Raw genomic sequence first — 17759 nt, 5'->3', positions numbered from 1 at the left:
GGCAAGGTCTTCTACGCAAGATATCCCTGTATTGCGTGGACTACCTAAAATAAGAATAACGAGGGGAATTATTTCCTGGCATCAAACAATTGATACAAAAACTTTTCGTAGACCTCTTTATTTGTCCTTCTCCCATAAACAGCTTTGGTCTTAAGGGCGACAACAATATCCATTGATGGAATAACGGTAATATATTGACCTGCGTTCCCTGTGGCGGTATATGCTCCTTTGAATTCAGGCAATATATCCGGACTGTCCCAAATCCGCCACATCAATCCTTGTCCCCATTTCCACCATGGCCAATCCTTGAGCCTTGGGTCGACTTGGTACATGTCCGCATAACTAGTGGTAATCGTGGTCATTTTATCCACCCAAGAAGCAGGCAAGACCTGTTCATTTTTCCATTTGCCCTTGCGTAGCATCAGATAACCGACCCTGGCCATATCCCTAGTGGACATTTCAAAATGATAGGCTTTGAACTTGGATTTGGAGGTATCCCCGGATTTCTGCTGCTTACTGCGGTCCCATTGTTGGAACCCAATTTTCTTGACAATATCGTTCTCAAAGGCATTGTAGATATTTTGACCGGTCTCCAGCTCAAAGATGTGACCGGCCACATTGAAATCCCAGTTGTTATAAATAAAATAGGTCCCGGGTGCCTTACTCCCGCGTTCAGGAAACAACCATTCATTCCCGCCAGGATTACTGGCTGCATGAAACACTCCGGATTTAGAGGTCAGGATATCCCATATGGTCGCTTTTTTTTCGGATTCCAAGAGCCCACCAACATCATCGATGTCCAATTCTTCAAGGGTCTTATTAAGGTCAATGGTACCATCCTCCACATACTTCCCATACAACATGGATAGCATACTTTTCCTGACAGATGCGATATAGCTAAGTTCATGGGTATCGCCATAGTCATAGATCATTTTGCCACTTTGGACAACGATAATACCCGTAGCATGTGTACTGTCTATCGCATAGCGGTAGAGCTGGTTTATTTTATCCTGGCTCCAGCCAAACTCCGAGACGTTCTCCATCATTTCCCATTCAGCTTCAGGATAGGTAATATATTTTTCGGCCGGAACATCCCTAACATAGCGTACACTGAATCCACAGCCTTTGTTTCCTTGTTCCCTACCGATTTTCGTATTGGTCGCACCAATCATTCTTTCAAAGGCCCTTTCGGAATCATGACTGTCCGCTACCCAAAAATTGGCATGCTCACCCATAAACCTAAAATCACCGTAATCTGTTCGCCAGCCTGCCAACTGAACATCAAAACCTGCACCTCCATTTTCCCTTAAGTATGCCACGCTATTACTTGTTCCTCTCCAACCTTCTTTAACGGCCTCATCTCTGGACATGCCCACAGTGGTTTCCAAAAGTATCCAATCCTTGTCCGTCGGCAATCGCCAACCCTTGGGAGCCAACTCATTGGCCTTTTCCCATGAATAAAGGGCTCCATATTTTTTGTAGTACTTGCTACGTTTGGCTTCTTTAACAGAATTTCCCTTATAACCGTATACTGATATGTTCATGGTGTCAACCTCTGGTAAATAGGCAAAATTTTCTGCCATCCAAACCTGCGTTCCTATTTCCACGGTCGTATAGCTACTCCCATCCCTATGGTCTGTAAAGCTTCCACGCTTTCCCTTTGGACCATTATATTGTGCAGTCGAAGCGGTAAATCCCATGATAAAGACCAGTGTGAATACGGGCAAAACCCGTTGTAATCTCAGTTTCATTTAGATTGATTTTTGATTAGTAGTTTACATTAAAAGATACCTTGTATAACATAATGTTACAGTTTTGTCATCTTTTTTTAATATTTGAACCCATAATTATGTCTTACCCCATCCGCAGGCTCCCTACCCAATTGCTTTTGTTAATCGTATAGGTCTGTGCACAAATGGTGACAAGGGCATTAAAAATGATAACCAAAATGGCACCTACCAAGCTCCCCCAAGGCATGGAGGCATGTATGGCAAATGATTCCAGCCATCGTACCCCTATATAGCTTGAGACTGGTATTGCAATTGAAAAAGCCAATAGCAAGGGCTTGATGAAATTCTTTGAAAGGACGATAAAAATTGAAATGGTTCCGGCCCCTAATACTCTTCGAACGGCAAATTCCCTTTGATGCGCATTGGAAAGTTGTATCGCTATACCCCATATGCCCAGAAAGACCATAAACAGGGATACCAGGGAACAGCTTATCAATAATGTCCAAACTTTTCGAATGTTCATATGGTTTCGTTCAATGTTTTGGCCCAGTGACTTGGAACGGAATGGTTGCTCCCCAACATGCCGATCTTCTTTATCAAAATATGCCAAAGTTTGCTTTGAATCGCCATATTTTATTGTGATAGCTTGGTTGTCGCCTTGAGATAATTTACTGGGGGAAAGCATTGGCTTCATGGATTTGGAGTGGGTATTGAATTCGCTGTCCCATGGATTACCTGTAAAATAGTGGTAAGGAGCCTTTTCCTGTACATCTGGCAATTGTCGCCAAATGGTACCTAAGCAAACCATTAAAATAACAGCTATGACGACTTGAATCGATAACAAGGCTTTACGCAGCGGCAATGGGAAGCCTTTGGTTTGGAATTCTTTTTCCAGTGCTCCTAACGGCGGGAGTGCAGCCAATTGCATTGCTGGGTATAATCCGGCAAGAATCAGCATGAGGAATGCCATGACCAGTATCGAAAAATATAACTTGGGTTGGTATAAGTTGATGTCCAGTTGACTTGAGGTTATTGTGTTGATCAAAGGCAAGGCTAATTCCATTAAAACAGCAGCAAGTATCATGGCCATGACGATCTGCACAAAAACTTCCGTAAAAAAACGCATCCTCAATGTCCCTTTCCTTGCCCCTATAACTTTTCTTACCCCTATTTCCCGGTACCACTTTATTGAACGAGATAGGATGATACCCATATAATTAAGACATGTCAGCAATACAAGGATAAAGGGAAGTATCTTAAAAAATTCAATATAGGGCAACCTGCCTCCTGTAGCACTGCCTTGCTGTATGAAGGAATACTTCATCGTATCTATGGATACATGCCGCTCCAAATACTTCCGAACGATGGGCCAACCGTTGTTCCAACTAATCTGATAAAGGCCGAGCACGTGACTCGTGGACATCATCACATCATATTTCGGTTCGGATTTAAAATTGGACCATTTAAGAAAGGTGAGGGCGCGAGAGATTGTACGTTGTCCTGCAATATGTGGGAAAACCATATTGCTTATACCCCTTGTACCCAAAGGATGGAGCACGTTCGAAACTCCGCCAGAACTCGCAATACGGATAGCATTTATAAACAATTGATCCGAATCAAGTTCATCCAATGCCTTCAAATTTTTTCCATGATCTTTTTTCATCTGAACAGGAGACACCTTTTGGTACAAGGTACCCCCACTCAGATAGAACAAGTTCGAATCCCATTCTTGACCTATCCCAAATCCAATCATCAAACAACAGAAAATCCCCAAGATAGTTTTTGAGATATTCCATAGAAAAAACCTGACGAACATTACGTCAATACGCTTAAAAAATAAATGACCCTGTTCCTTGACCATACCTCCTTAACTTTAAGGAAACGCTTCTATATCATATCAAATGCTATCATCCGACCTCACGTAATCATCAGAAACTGAGTGAAGGTAATGCAAACTCTTCGGGACATCTACGACGGTAAAACAGGAACCGACAAGGAAAATCGTTAAGTCCCTGTTGCCCTTTTTCAAGCCACTGCAATATGTCATCCAATCGGTTGATAAAGTAGTCACAAAGCACTATGGGACAGTTTTAGTTCACTGGTATCAACAACTTTGGTATTGCCTGTATGGTCCAAAAGGACGGGTATTATCCAGACAATACATGAAACCATTCAATAAAGTGTTCCCTTCATTGCTACAATGACCTCTGAATTGGTTTCATGATGGTACAATACAAATATTGCTTCTCAAGGTATCGAAACGCTAACCCAAGTCAAATTGGAGTCAAGTAACACTGGCTTTGAAAGACCATACCAAAAGTAATCAGGGGAATATGCATGAACAATAAGATTTAAGGTAGACCGTTAACAAAACGTTATCAATCGAGTAAAAAAAGTGATGAATATATTGGAACTACCTAGCACGTCCATAAAGCACGAACACTCCCACTCCCAAAACACCCATGATTATGTTAGCTTAATATAGAATATTACCTTTTGTCCCACAGCTCTTGACCTAGATACAACTTTTGGGTCAACAAGTATTCATAAATTTGATTGACATTGTCTCCATTCAAAAAGACCACGTACCCATTTTTGGATTTAGGGAACATGATGGCCAAGGTACTTACCCCTGGGTCTTTCCCGGTATGCAACATGGCGAACTCATCATCATTGAAACCGGTCAAGATTTCCCAACCGTAACCAAAAAAATCATTTTCCTTCAACTTCACCTGATGCTTCTGCATGTCTTTAAAAAGCTGCTCATCCAACCCTGCCCCGTTGATTACATAGGCCACAAACCTTCCATAATCCTCTACAGTGGTCAATAGATTGGCCGCTGCATTGGCCTCATAATATTTTACGGTTTCAATCTGGTTGCCGTTTTCATCAAAGTTTTTGGCGTATCTGGATTCATTCATGGAACCGTCCCACCAGAATCGGGTATCGTTCATACCTACAGGTTCAAAAATAAAATCCCGAGCCAGGTCCTCCAAGGTCTTTCCCAATTTTTTCTCAATGGCCTTTCTAAGGTATTCAAAACCTTCCCCGGAATATTGGTATTTTTCCCCGGGATCGAATTGAAAATGCAGTTTATTGGAATCCGTCATGTACCTCCAATTCGGAAATCCAGTCTGGTGGGTCAAGACCAAATAAGGGGTCAGTTCTTTGTAACGCTTATCCTTCTTTAGGTCTGGATCAATCCAGTATTTATATAAAGGTTCCTGTAAATCCAACAACCCATGGTCCACCAATTTCAACACGGTCAATGCAGTCAATGGTTTGGTAAGTGAGGCCACCTTGAAAATAGTATTATAAGGTGCTTTCTTGGTTTTGTCCAATGTCCCAAACACCTTCACCTTGGTCAATTGACCATCCTCAATGATCCCCAATCCCAAAGCAGGGACCTTGGTTTCCAAAAGCATCTTTTCTATAGTAGAGACACTTGCCTTGCCCTTCTCCGGGTCCTGGTGGTCAAAGCTCAATGCTTCGCCCAATATCCAATCCTCCCCTTCTACCAGCCAAACATGGGTAAAAAGGGCCGAGCTCGTTTTGATATCGGTTTTTCCCTTTTCCCTGATGTAAAAATCATGCTTGCCTTTTTGGATGGCCCCATATAAAGTACCGTTGTTATATAATGGGAATACCTCCAAACTGCTGGCATCCACTTTCCGGATGGGCTTTATATCAGGATTGGAACAGATGTATTTTCTGGTATTTTCGAAGAAGGAGGTTTTGTCCTGAAATCCACTTTGGTCGTGATAGAACTTTAAATCGTCCGCAATATGGGCCTCCAAATAAGTGAGGTCGCACTGATTGAAGCCTCTGGCAAAAAAAATACTGTCCTGTTTCTTGAGGGTATGGAACAGTTCGGAATCCCTACCCACTTGCGCACAAACCTGCAACAAACCGACACAGGTCAACATAAGATGCGAAATGATAAACTTTGTGATTTTCATGATTGATGATTTTTTGATGAATGTATTTTTTGCAAATATCCCGCAACACACTTCAAATCGACCAAAAAGACATACGACAATCACATGACAATCACACGACAGACCTATATGATACTGAAGTTAAGGTCAACATAAAGCTTTCCCCGTTTATCGATTTCAAAGGAATTCCTGAGGATGACAAACACATTGGACAACACCAAAACAATCATGGTTACGAGAATAAGCTTATTGCCCAAATCAAACCAATTCTTCATAAATGAAGCCAGCATAAAAAGAATAAAGGCCCCAATGGTCCAAAAAATCTGAAGGGTCACCACCTGTTTGTTCATCCTGTTCACTTCTTTTTTGGCAAACATGATAATAAGGGGCACAACAATATTCAAAGGAGGCAGCACCGTAAGCGGCAAGGAAGAAAAATTGATGATCTTTAGCCAGGTATGGTCACTATGTACCATAACGGAAGGACTTTCCTTCAAATCCGAAACCTCTAGTCCTAAAGCCTTTGTCAGTGCATTCAAAGTATGGCCCTTGGGTTCCGCACCTGCCTCAATACGTTGTATGGTCCTTGTGGAAACCCCACATTTCTCCGCCAACTGTTCCTGTGTGATGTTCAATTCCTCTCTTTTTTCCTTTATCTTGGACACGATACGTACTTTTTAAAAATAGAAAGGCAAACCCTTAATTTCAATAGTTTGCTTCATTTCAAATGTCCGATATTTAACAGATTTAAACAATAATTCCTGAGATACCAACGATTATACGGTCTTACAGAATAGCACAACCCATTTGGATGCCAACAAAAAAACCAAGGACAAAAGTCCTTGGTTATCACATCATACTTCAATACTATCATTCAATGGATATTCCCTCCATATTGTTCAATTTTGCGATAAAGCCCCAGTTGAATTGTTGTCTTGCATCCCCGGAAAGCATAAAAACCAGTTCATTCGATCCTTTTTTCAGTTCCAAAGGCACTTGCTCGTCCGTAACAATGACCCGTCCTTCCACCCCCTTGTCGGCAGGGGGACGAAAATCCATACCTCCATCAAATCGTATTTTGGAATCAAATAGCACCACCAAATGATCGGCATAGTCAAAATTCATGAGTACGGTCCTATCCGAATCCGATACCAAATTACAGGTCAAGACTACGGTTTTGGTCATATCATCATGATACCTACTGATATTGATCAAACCATCTTCATCGGCCAAAACGGTTTTAAATTTTACTCGATGCTTTAAAATTGAATCCACTTGCGATTTAAAATTTGTGGAATCCTTTGCAAAGGGCTGTGATATGTGCCATGTCTTTAGAAATTCTTCCGTATCGGATGGATTCCCTTTATCCACATTTTGTGGTTTTGTTGTATCGCTTATTTCAGCAACGGAAAAATCACTGAAAAGCACGGGGTCAAAACTGCTGATCAAGCTGATTCCACCTCCCAGGTCATCCCGCTTCAAATGGTCAACCGTAAAAACTGGTTTATCCATATCCTCAATAAAAACGGACATTTGGTCTTGCACCACCATGATTTTCACTTGAATCCATTGCTTAAATTCCAAAAAAGAGATACCTTTTTCAGTGAACCGGATGCCAAGAACCTTGCTTGTTTCAGGATCATATATATAGGATAAATCTTCTTCCATAAAATCAATGAAGGAAGTTTTAGAAAATACCAGACCCCTATTCTTTAAGGCATTTAAGAGGTTTTCATTGGCCCCTCCCTTGACGATATCTGATTTAAAGGATATCGGTAATAAAGCTTGCTGTTTTCTGGGAAAAGATGCCTTGCCTTCGTATTTTGGGTAATTGTACAATTGCCATGGCAAATTGCCCCCATGAACAGGGACATATTGTAGGGCATCCTTATAGCCTCCTTTAGCTGCCCTCAAATAGAGGTACTCAAAATTTTTGGCATCCTGCATCCTAAAACCTATACCCGGAGTAAGACCTTTGGTCCAAAACTCCACTTGGAAATTCTTAAAGTTCCTGTCCTTGACCAATGCACGTTGGCCCGGCTCCAACCTGAGGGCCTGTTTTCCCTCATCGGTCACCACATGGATACTGAGCAAGGAGTCCTTGTGATCATAAATGTCCCAGAGGGAATTGCTAAAGGGAATGTACTGCTTTCCATTATGTATTTGTCCTTGCTGTCCGCAGGACAGGGTACTGATCAAAATGGCAAAGATTAGGATAGTCAAACTGTTTGTTCTCATATTAAAATTTTATTTTTGATTGCTATGGATTGATGAAAGTCAAAAGTAGTTTAGCGGTACATATGACAGGCCTCAACACCCTGTTCAAATCTGTTCAAGTTTATTCACAGGCGGTAAGCCGTCCCTTACATGGAAGATCACAAAAATTATCTTGCCCATTGCTTTGACCTCATAGCCCAAAAGTTATCGTGGGGGCCCATAGCGACATGGGGCACTCGCGATTTCCAAATACTCAGTGAATCGATACACAAAGCGACGGGTACCCTTTTGAGTGTTTCCACTTTGAAACGGCTCAGTGGGAAGGTCAGTTATACCTCAAAACCCAACCCAACCACCTTGGATGTATTGGCAGCTTATTTGGGATATCCGGATTGGCGTACGTTTGTATCACAAGAAAAGCCCGATCCAATTCAAAAAAAAGAAAAATCAACAACACCTAAGTCGCTTCAATATGCCAAACCCCTGCTGGTGTTGGCCCTCATAATGGTCACCGTGCTCCTCATGATTTACCGCAAGCCCGTGAACTATGATGCAAACGATTTTGAATTCAATGCCGAATCGGTCTCCACGGGAATCCCTAATTCCGTTGTTTTTAGGTACAATGCAAAAGCGGCCGATAAGGATGCCAAAGTTGCTATCCAACAAGACTGGGACGAGGGAAAAAGAGTTTCCGTCAATAGAGAGGACAGTGTGTCGACAAGTATCTACTATTGGCCTGGTTATTTCAAATCCAAATTAGTGGTGGATGATTCCATTGTAAAGGAAAGGCAGATATTGATTCCCACAGAAGATTGGTTGGGCACCATTGAAACCGACTCCTTGCCCATCTATTTGAACAAAACAGCATATCAATATGAAAATCGGCTCAGCACCTCAGCTGAAACCTTGCGTTCCCACGGAGTGAATCCCCTTGCCAAGCATACCATTACGGGGTTTTATCTGGTGAGGGATTTTGGAAGTATCTATACGGATGCGTTTAATTTGTCCCTTAGCTTGAAAAACAATCTTCAATCCGGTGCCAGTCCGTGCCAGGCAGCCCAAATCCAAATCATGCACGAAGATGGCCCCATAAGTATGGTACTCTCAAACAAAGGTTGTATTTCCAATATTTCGCTATTTGCCTTTGATTCGATAATCGATGGCAAAAAGAACGACCTTTCCAGATTTGGGGTCGACATGTCCAAAGGTGTGAAACTGGATTGTGTTTCAAAGGACAGGAAAATGGACATCCGCATCAACGATACATCCGTATTCACCTTGAACGTGCCAAAATCTCCAAAGAAAATATTGGGCCTTAGGATTCTATTTGAAGGCACAGGAACAGTCAATCAACTAGTTCTGGGAAACGACTCGGGGGTTGTTCATTCCTTGGGGTCCAAGGATGGTGGGAGAGAAAAGTAACGTGGTTCCATAACTTGCATAAGAGTCCAACCTCAATGAGCCACCCTGACCCATTAGCTTGGGCGGAAGTTACCAAAAACGCTGTATAAATCAATGGGCCACTGCAGAACAAAAAGTCCATACAGTGGCCACAATAAAAAACAGCTATAAAATACCCCTTACCAAGAATTTGGCGAAGCCAAAAAACCAAGAAGGCTTTAACAATGAAAACAAGTCCATGGGAAAAAAGGACAGAAATTGTGGATTAGGGACAATTTGAATTGTAATTGGCCGTCTCATCTTTAACCCAATCGACAGGAGGGACAAAGCCCTCATCGATCTGAATGCAGCTCAAATCATTATTTTGGGCGTTCATCAAAAATAATTCTTCATTGACCCCGTTGGCCAGGTTCAGACTGACCAATTGATTTTGCTCACAGGTCAAATAGCTCAATGCCACATTGCTGGAAACATCCAAGGCGGTCAATTGATTGACCCCACAGTACAAGGACTGTAATGTTACATTTTGGGACACATCCAAACTGGTCAACCCATTATCGAAACAACTCAGTGAAATCAACTTGGTATTCTGGGTCACGTCCAAATTGGTCAACGCATTGTAAATACAGCTCAGACTTTTTAATTCCACATTATTGCTCAGGTCGAGATTTGTCAATTGGTTGTTGCCACAGGACAGTTCCTCCAAAAGAAGAAGCTTGGAAATATCCAAGGTATTCAACTGGTTATTGGAAATGTCCAGATCCATCAATAACGTATTTTGGGATAGGTCCAATTGTGAAAGTTCATTTCCATTCGCCCACAGTGCGATCAACTTAGCATTGTTGGTGACGTCCAGAGCGGTCAGTTGATTATTGTGCACCCTTAATTGGACTAGCTCGGTATTGTTTGTCACATCCAAGGAACCCAATTGATTGTCCGATGCTACCAATCGATTCAAATTTGGGTTCTGGGAAACATCCAACCCGGTCAGTTGATTTTTATAAACCATCAGTTCCTTTAGCTCTGGGTTATTGGATACATCCAATGAGGTCAGTTGATTGTCGTTACAATATAACCCTCGAAGATTGGGGAGTTCCGATATATCCAACTGTGTCAAAACATTGTCCTGAACAAATACAAACTCCAAAGCTTGGTTATCGGAAAGATCCAGAGCGGAAACTTGGGTACCCGATATCAGCAGTGCCCTAATATTAACAAAAGCTTCCAAGCCCGTCATATCGGTCACTTCACCATCCAAACACATAAGTAGTCCTTCTTGTGCCCAGGCCTCACTGACCTGTATCTCACCATCTTCATTGGTATCAATTATGGATGTCGTATACCCTTCGAGGGTACCATTGGAAGTCTTTCCAAGGCCTAACAAGCGGGTTTTTAGCGCAGCATCCGGGACATTTACCACACCATCAGGATCCAATGATTCCCCTGATAGCTTTACCGTATGAACTCCCAAATTGCTATTGATGGTCAATAAGGCTTCTTTAGCGCCTATTTGTGTTGGCTCAAAAACAACCTCCAATTCAAGGGAACCTCCCATTTGGATTGTCCTATCAGCGATACTACTGCCCAAATTAAAATCCGAGGCATTGGTTCCTGAAAAGGCTACTTCTTTAAGCATTAAATCCCCTACCCCCTCATTGGTCACGGTAGCTTTCATACTTTTCACCTCACCCTTTGGCACATGGCCAAAATCCATACTGCTTTGATCGATTTCAAAAGTACCAGAAGGAACAGTAGGCCCATCGTCCTTGCTACATCCAAAGGCCCACAACAAAACAACGGCCATAGTGGCCCAAGCAAATTTCATGTCTTTCATAATTAAAAAGATTTAGGAATACATCGAAGCATCCAAAAAACACTTCGCTTACAAGTTTTGATTAAAAGTAAAGGGTTATTTCAGCTTGAACAAGGCTATAACACGACCATCGTTAACATAGCGTTAGCGTCTCAAAAAAAAGTATGGTTTTAATAACAAAATGAAATCACTTCCATTCATTTATACCCGATATCCAACACCCTTAAGAGTTGATTGGATCAATTTTTTGCACAGGGTCATCTTGATGGTACACCTTTTGAAAGATTGCCTGTACATCAGGAATCACTCTTGAGGCCATCTTGGAGTGACTGTTCAAGAGCACACAAATACCAAAGTCCTCATCAGGAAATAGGGCAATTTCATTTCTAAAGTCATTGACGCTTCCACCATGATGTACCATGGTTTTTGTTTCTCGGGTAAACCGATCAACATACTCATGGATACGCCAGCCAAACCCATAATAGGATTTTAAGTGGCCTGGCCAACGTTGGTAATACTTGCTATGTCCCTTTACTTCAATAAAAGGTGTAAAGGCTTCATTCAATGCCGATTCCTCCAAGACCTCAGGATTATGTCCCAATAAAAAACGTATCCATTTGGCCATATCCAGGGCACTGGCATTGATACCACCAGCCGCGATGGCATTATAATAGTTATCCTTCAATTTTTGGGGTTTCCAACCCTTACTCGTATTGCTATGGGAAATGGCCCGATTCTGTGAACCGACCAAAGTCACATGATCCATATTGACGGTGTGCATCCCCAAAGGCCTGAAAATTCGTTCAGTAAAAACTGATTTCAAATCCTGGCCTGTTTTTTGCCGGACCACCTCTCCACAAAGTGCAAACATAGCATTTTGATAGCTGTATATGGTCCCGGGCTCACTTATAGGGACCACTGTTTTGAACCGGCTTGCGATATCCTTAGGAGAAAGACCTGCCTCCACCAAATTGGTAAAACTGTGATACGGGGTACCCGACGTATGGGACAAAATGTTTGCCAATGTAATTTTTTGGGTGTTTTCGATGTCCCCCAATTGAAACTTGGGGACATAATCACTAATTCTATCGTTCCAGTCCAAAAGGCCATCATTTTTAAGGCTGGCCGCCAATACACCAGCAAATCCCTTGGACAAAGAGCCCAATCTAAATATGGTTTCCTGGTCCACCTTATCGGGCCGCTTGGCGTTTTTCCTTCCAAATCCTTCCGAAACAAGAATGGAGTCCCCTTTGACAATGCTCACACCCGCTCCTACAATTTTCCCTGAAGCAATGGCGGCATCAAAATAGGACTTTACGGCAAGCATCAATTCCCGTTGTTTCACCTGATACCGTTTAAGCTCCATCGTATCGGCAACAGTCTTCCGTACCATGGGCTTACTAACAGATTTTTGAACATCTTGGACTGGGCCATTGCCAAAAAACACCAATATCAGGGTTAGGAAAGCAAGCATTGGAAGTATCTTCGGGGAAACCTTAAAATTATGCATGTTTTAAAATTACCTTTTAAATATATGCTTCCAAAAAAAATAAAGGGGGCAGTGTTGTTTACAGGTGATAACCACCTAACCCATGTAAAGGATAACGCCCCCTGGGAGGAATTATTACGGACATAGCGAACTATAGCTCGCGGTATCGTCCTTTAACCAAGAACTATCATTGGGAGGGGTAAATCCTTCATCTATTTGGATACAATCAAGATTATTTTCGGTAGCGGATACATTCGTTAGCAGGCTATTGTTCCCGTTGGCAAGATTCAACAAAGTCAATTGGTTTTGCTCACATCGTAGCGACCGTAATTCAACGTTATCCACCAATCGTAGACTGGTTAACCGATTGGCTCCACAAGCAAAAGTCCGTAACGCAACATTCTGGGATACATCCAAACTGGTCAATTGATTGCCTACGCAAGCCAAGATTTGTAGTTTGGTAGTGTTGGAAATATCCAAATCTGAAATTTGATTATAATTACAGCGGAGTTCCCTAAGGTTGGTGTTTTGCACAAGGTTCAAATTGGTCAGATTATTATTGTCACAGGAAAGGTCTTCCAAAAGGGTGTTTTGAGAAACATCCAAAATTGCTATTTCATTGTTGGTCACCGTTAAATGCTTTAATTCGGTATTCTTTGAAACATCCAAATCCATAAGCTGGTTGTTATGTACCGCGAGGTCATAAAGACCCGTATTATTGGCAACATCCAAAGTGGTCAACTGATTGTTTTGGACCGCCAGGGTATTGAGGGCCGTATTGAAGGAAATATCCAGGGAGGTCAAATTATTGTTTGACAGGTATAGTTTCTCAAGGGCAAGGTTCTTGGATACGTCCAAACTGGTCAACGTATTGTTTTGGACCCATATTTGCTTTAAGGCTGTGTTGTTTGAAACATCGAGCGCAGTGAGTTGATTATTGTCACAAATCAATCGTTCAAGGGCAGTATTCTGTGTGATATCCAAACTGAGTAATTTATTGCGCTGCACCCATAGCTCAATCAGGGCAGTGTTTTTGCTTACATCCAAACCGGTCAGTTCGTTGGAGTCGCAAACCAACTTTTCAAGGGCAATGTTTTTGGAAAGGTCCAAACTGGTCAACTGGTTATCTACCAGGGTCAGCACCTTAATGTTCTTAAAGGCCTCGATACCAGTTAGGTCTGTAATACCCATCCCCACGCAGGCTATACGTCCCGTATAGGCCTCCGCTTCGCCAACCTGGATCTCACCATCACCATTGATATCGATTTTGCTGATATCTGCTGCCACCAAGCTATCACCATGGGCCAATAGCCCTGCTTTAAAGTTATCGTCAGGAACATGCACTATGGCATTTGCGCCAAGATCACCTCTACCAGATAAATTTATCCTATGCTCACCAATATTGCTGACAATGGTCAAAACGGAAGTCTTCTCCCCCTCCTCCGTTGGACTAAAATTCACGTCCATTTCATATGTTCCATCGGCTGGCAAAATTACTTCCGACTCACTAAAGTTCACACTGAACCCAGATGTATCAGCGCTGGAAAGCGAATAATCCTTTAATACCAAATCATCTTCACCGGTATTGGTTATCTTAATTTTCACCTTTTTTATTGATCCGATCTCTACTTCGCCAAAATCAATAGTATTTTTATCCACTGAAAATGCTGCGGGAGCCATTTCAGGACCATCATCCTTACTACATCCAACTACCCAAAGTAAGACTACCGCCATAACGGCCAATGTGAATTTCATGTTTTTCATAATTAATAAGATTAAGATTTAGGAATTGTGAAGTATCCAAGAACACTTCGTTTTTTAAATTTTGGGCCAAATCTAGCCGTTCATGGCAGCGCTGACAAGACTGAATCTTCAGTCGCGTTAACATAGCGTTAGCAATTCCAAAAAAATTATTCATATCCAAACAACCCAAGTCCTTATAAGCATCCTATATTCAATGGATATGGTTTCGAAAGATCATGGAACAGGTTTAATTTCAGCCTTGAACCAAACAACAAACATAATGGTTCAATCATTTTTTTTAACTTGAAATACCATAGTAGTTTTGTAGCATCCCACGGTCAGAGGGACCCAAAATGTATACATGAAAGAAACAAAGGGACAAGGTAAAGAGACGGAACGGCTGTTGCGATTGCTGGAGGAGGACAACAACCTTGATGGGGAAGCTTTGTCCAGAATGTTGGCACTTCAACAACTGGACAAGTTGAAGCTGATTGCAGAAAACACCATTGATGTCGTCTGTTTACACCATCCTGCCGATGGACAATATCTATATGCAAGCCCTTCGACGGAACGTATCATGGGATATACCCCGGAAGATCTTAAAGGAAAAGTTCCCTATGATTTCATTCATCCCGAACAATATTCCAAGCTTCTGAAAAATGTGTCAAATTCTTCCGAGGGCTTGACCTCCATGCCTGAAAAATTGGAACTGAGGTTCAAGACCAAACACCATGGTTACCAATGGTTTGAAGGATATACCAAGCCGATATTTGATAAAAAGGACAAAGTGGTATTGGTATTGAGCTGTACCCGGAATATTCAGGACAGAAAATTGGCGGAATTGGAACGAAAGGAAAAAGAAATTATCCAACAGAACCTCCTGATGTCTTCCATATTATTTGAAAAAAAGAAGAACATTATCAAAAAAATAGAACAGCGGATCTTGGAGGTTGAACCGGACACGAGAAAAGAATTGAGAAGCATCCTATGCCATATTCAGGAAACCATGAACCTAGATGAAGATTGGGAGGATTTTATGATGCACTATAAAAAAGTACATCCTGATTTTTATACCAACTTATCCACGCATTACCCCACACTATCCCAAAAGGATATGAAGCACTTGGCTTTTATGAGGATAGGGATGACCTCATCGGATATTTCGCGAATCATGATGGTAAAAAAGGAAAGCCTAAGAGTGGTAAGGAACCGATTGAAAAAAAAATTGGGATTGGACGCCTCCGAAGACCTGGTGACTTTTGTAAAACGTCTTTAGGTAGCACCAAGGCTTAATTGAACTTGATGCTTAATTTGGGCCATTAATCCATTGAACTTTGGAAAAACAGCCTTCATGAATTGGATTTCCAATTCAGATCAACAATCACATTCCCCTTTTTCACCCCACTTTCAACATATCGGTGTGCTTCAACCATATGTTCGAGAGGATATCTTTTGTCAATAATCGTTCTCAATTTTCCATCCGAAAACAATTTGGACAGTTTTGTAAGGTATGCTTTTCTTTTTGAAATGGGTAAAAGACCTGTTGCAGAAAACAGCACCTTTCTTTTACAGAACACTTTGGTCCACCACATCTGTATAATAATTCCTATGGAAAGCACCGGGTTCAAATAGACACCCGTTTCACTCAAAGAGTTTAAACATTTTTTAAATGAAGTCTTGTTGGCAACATCAAAAATGATATCATAAATCTCTCCATTTTCAGTGAAGGTATCGCAGCTATAGTCGATAACTTTATCGGCACCCAAGGATTGGACCACTTCCATCATAGAGGTGCTGCAAACCCCGGTGACCTGTGCACCGAATGATTTTGCTATTTGAACAGCGGCGGTACCAACGGTTCCAGAAGCACCATTGATAAGCACCTTTTGGTTGGGCTTTACTTCAGCGAGTGACACCATAAAGTTCCAAGCGGCCATAAATGTACAAACCGGCGCCAATTCCTCATCCTTAATCTTCTTCGGCCTTTTTAACAACAGCCCCTTTTCTTGAACACAGACATATTCTGCATAACATCCCAATCCTTTTCCGGAATGCCCAAAAACCTTGTCACCTGTCTCAAATTGGCTAACATGCTTTCCAGTTGACACTATTTCACCGGAAAATTCAGCGCCCAATATGGGGTTTTTAGGTTTGGTAAACCCAAAAAACAATCTTGTAAAGTATGGCCTCCCCATTCTTTGCAACGGATCTTCCGTAGTAACGGGTATGGCATCAATTTTTATTAAGACCTCATCCTCCTTGGGTATGGGCATTTCAATATCTACCAACTGAAGTGCATCTGGTTTCCCGTACTTATTTAGGGTAACAGCTTTCATCCGTTTGTACATATAATTTTGATTTTAATGGTCGTCATTGAATAACATTTTGAAACGCATGGAACTTCCTTCTGGTCAATCTAAACCGGATTAGAACAGCTTTTTACCTTCCTATCCCTGAAACTGAAATTTATTCATAAAAATGGTGGAAATCTAGCCTTCCATCATGGGAAAAAGCCAACAACAATATCTCCGATATCTACAACTTACTCCGCCTAACCAACCATTGGGAACGCCATGTACTTCAACTATGGGGCCAACGAATAGGTAAATACTATTTTGGTCTGGATGATTGTTCCATGAACATCCTTTAGCTTGTATACTTCTGAAAACGTAAAAGTATCTCCCTCCGCGTTCAACTTCAATGGAGCGGTCTGAATGCTACAAGTCGAAGTTAGGCTCAATATTTGGGCACTGAATTTCCAAGATCCCGTTGCAGTGATAGGATAATCACAATCTCCAACACGTTGACCTAGATCGTAACGATAGGTTCGGTCATCATCAAAAATATAGGAAGCATCCCGGTCACATTCGGAATATTGTTCGAACAGATCGGTCGAAGGGTTCTGCTCTTCATCATCGGTCAGGTCAATTGCAGATTCCGAAGTTATCTCGGACAATACCCATGTACCGACCAACTGTTCTTCCTGCCCGGTCAATGCACCCACAAAATCCTTGGGACAAGCATTACCCTGATCCGAATCACAGGATACTACAATTAAGGCAAAACAAACCCAACCGGCAAAAGCCAAAACATTTTTTTTCATAGCCATTTTTATGTTTAAATGATTTACATATTTGATTAACGGACACACAAAAGGTTGCCCATTGCATCGGATATTTTTAGAATGTTTTTCAACAAATCTTCCAAGGCATACACCTCATTTTTTAAGGGTTCCAAACTTCTTGTTCCTATCATACCGATCACTTCCTGGTTTTCTCAAAACAAGGCAATACCTATGATTAAAAATACGGCTCCTGGTTCACCCAAAACACAGGGGCTGTCCAAGGAAATTTTCTGCAAAAACATGTCATCATGTTAGGAGGAAAATTGTTCTCTACCTCACCTATTTTGTCTCCAAACTCAATATG

The 17759-nt window shown here is 41.7% G+C and carries 12 protein-coding genes; 2 read left to right on the top strand and 10 right to left on the bottom strand.

Annotation, left to right across the window (positions count from 1 at the left end; genetic code table 11):
* Positions 1-68: 68 nt before the first annotated feature.
* The 5 genes from MURRU_RS12550 to MURRU_RS12530 all read right to left on the bottom strand — a co-directional run bounded on the left by MURRU_RS12550 (position 69) and on the right by MURRU_RS12530 (position 7906).
* Positions 69-1751, bottom strand: coding sequence for an FISUMP domain-containing protein (locus MURRU_RS12550; RefSeq protein WP_014033847.1), 1683 nt, complete (start codon positions 1749-1751; stop codon positions 69-71).
* Positions 1752-1854: 103 nt separating this feature from the next.
* Positions 1855-3393: an ABC transporter permease gene (locus MURRU_RS12545; protein WP_187289848.1), complete on the bottom strand. Its 1539-nt coding sequence runs from the start codon at positions 3391-3393 to the stop codon at positions 1855-1857.
* Between the two features lie 826 nt (positions 3394-4219).
* Positions 4220-5689: a serine hydrolase gene (locus MURRU_RS12540; protein WP_014033845.1), complete on the bottom strand. Its 1470-nt coding sequence runs from the start codon at positions 5687-5689 to the stop codon at positions 4220-4222.
* Positions 5690-5793: 104 nt separating this feature from the next.
* The gene (locus tag MURRU_RS12535; RefSeq protein ID WP_014033844.1) at positions 5794-6333 is read right to left on the bottom strand and encodes a helix-turn-helix domain-containing protein; all 540 of its coding nucleotides are present in this window, start codon (positions 6331-6333) and stop codon (positions 5794-5796) included.
* Positions 6334-6538: 205 nt separating this feature from the next.
* Positions 6539-7906, bottom strand: coding sequence for a hypothetical protein (locus MURRU_RS12530; protein ID WP_014033843.1), 1368 nt, complete (start codon positions 7904-7906; stop codon positions 6539-6541).
* A gap of 129 nt (positions 7907-8035) precedes the next feature.
* On the opposite strand from MURRU_RS12530, the gene MURRU_RS12525 reads away from it, so the two are divergent.
* On the top strand, positions 8036-9307 hold the full coding sequence (locus MURRU_RS12525) for a hypothetical protein (protein WP_014033842.1): 1272 nt from the start codon (positions 8036-8038) through the stop codon (positions 9305-9307).
* Positions 9308-9551: 244 nt separating this feature from the next.
* On the opposite strand, the gene MURRU_RS17420 is transcribed toward MURRU_RS12525, so the two are convergent.
* From MURRU_RS17420 to MURRU_RS17415, 3 genes are all read right to left on the bottom strand, one after another.
* Complete coding sequence (locus tag MURRU_RS17420) at positions 9552-11120, bottom strand: choice-of-anchor D domain-containing protein (protein WP_014033841.1); 1569 nt, start codon at positions 11118-11120, stop codon at positions 9552-9554.
* Between the two features lie 202 nt (positions 11121-11322).
* Positions 11323-12609, bottom strand: coding sequence for a serine hydrolase domain-containing protein (locus MURRU_RS12510; RefSeq protein ID WP_014033840.1), 1287 nt, complete (start codon positions 12607-12609; stop codon positions 11323-11325).
* Between the two features lie 114 nt (positions 12610-12723).
* Complete coding sequence (locus MURRU_RS17415) at positions 12724-14352, bottom strand: leucine-rich repeat domain-containing protein (protein WP_049789107.1); 1629 nt, start codon at positions 14350-14352, stop codon at positions 12724-12726.
* Between the two features lie 340 nt (positions 14353-14692).
* On the opposite strand from MURRU_RS17415, the gene MURRU_RS12500 reads away from it, so the two are divergent.
* Positions 14693-15607: a PAS domain S-box protein gene (locus MURRU_RS12500; RefSeq protein ID WP_014033837.1), complete on the top strand. Its 915-nt coding sequence runs from the start codon at positions 14693-14695 to the stop codon at positions 15605-15607.
* Between the two features lie 73 nt (positions 15608-15680).
* On the opposite strand, the gene MURRU_RS12495 is transcribed toward MURRU_RS12500, so the two are convergent.
* Positions 15681-16679, bottom strand: a complete 999-nt coding sequence (locus MURRU_RS12495; RefSeq protein WP_014033836.1) for an NAD(P)-dependent alcohol dehydrogenase — start codon at positions 16677-16679, stop codon at positions 15681-15683.
* Positions 16680-16915: 236 nt separating this feature from the next.
* Entirely contained in the window at positions 16916-17434 is a 519-nt protein-coding gene (locus tag MURRU_RS17410) for a DUF5004 domain-containing protein (RefSeq protein WP_014033835.1), read from the bottom strand.
* Between the last annotated feature and the right edge of the window lie 325 nt (positions 17435-17759).

Source organism: Allomuricauda ruestringensis DSM 13258, from assembly GCF_000224085.1.
GTDB lineage: Bacteria > Bacteroidota > Bacteroidia > Flavobacteriales > Flavobacteriaceae > Flagellimonas > Flagellimonas ruestringensis.
Note: the sequence above shows the minus strand (reverse complement) of the source record. Positions and strands in the feature narration are given on the sequence as shown.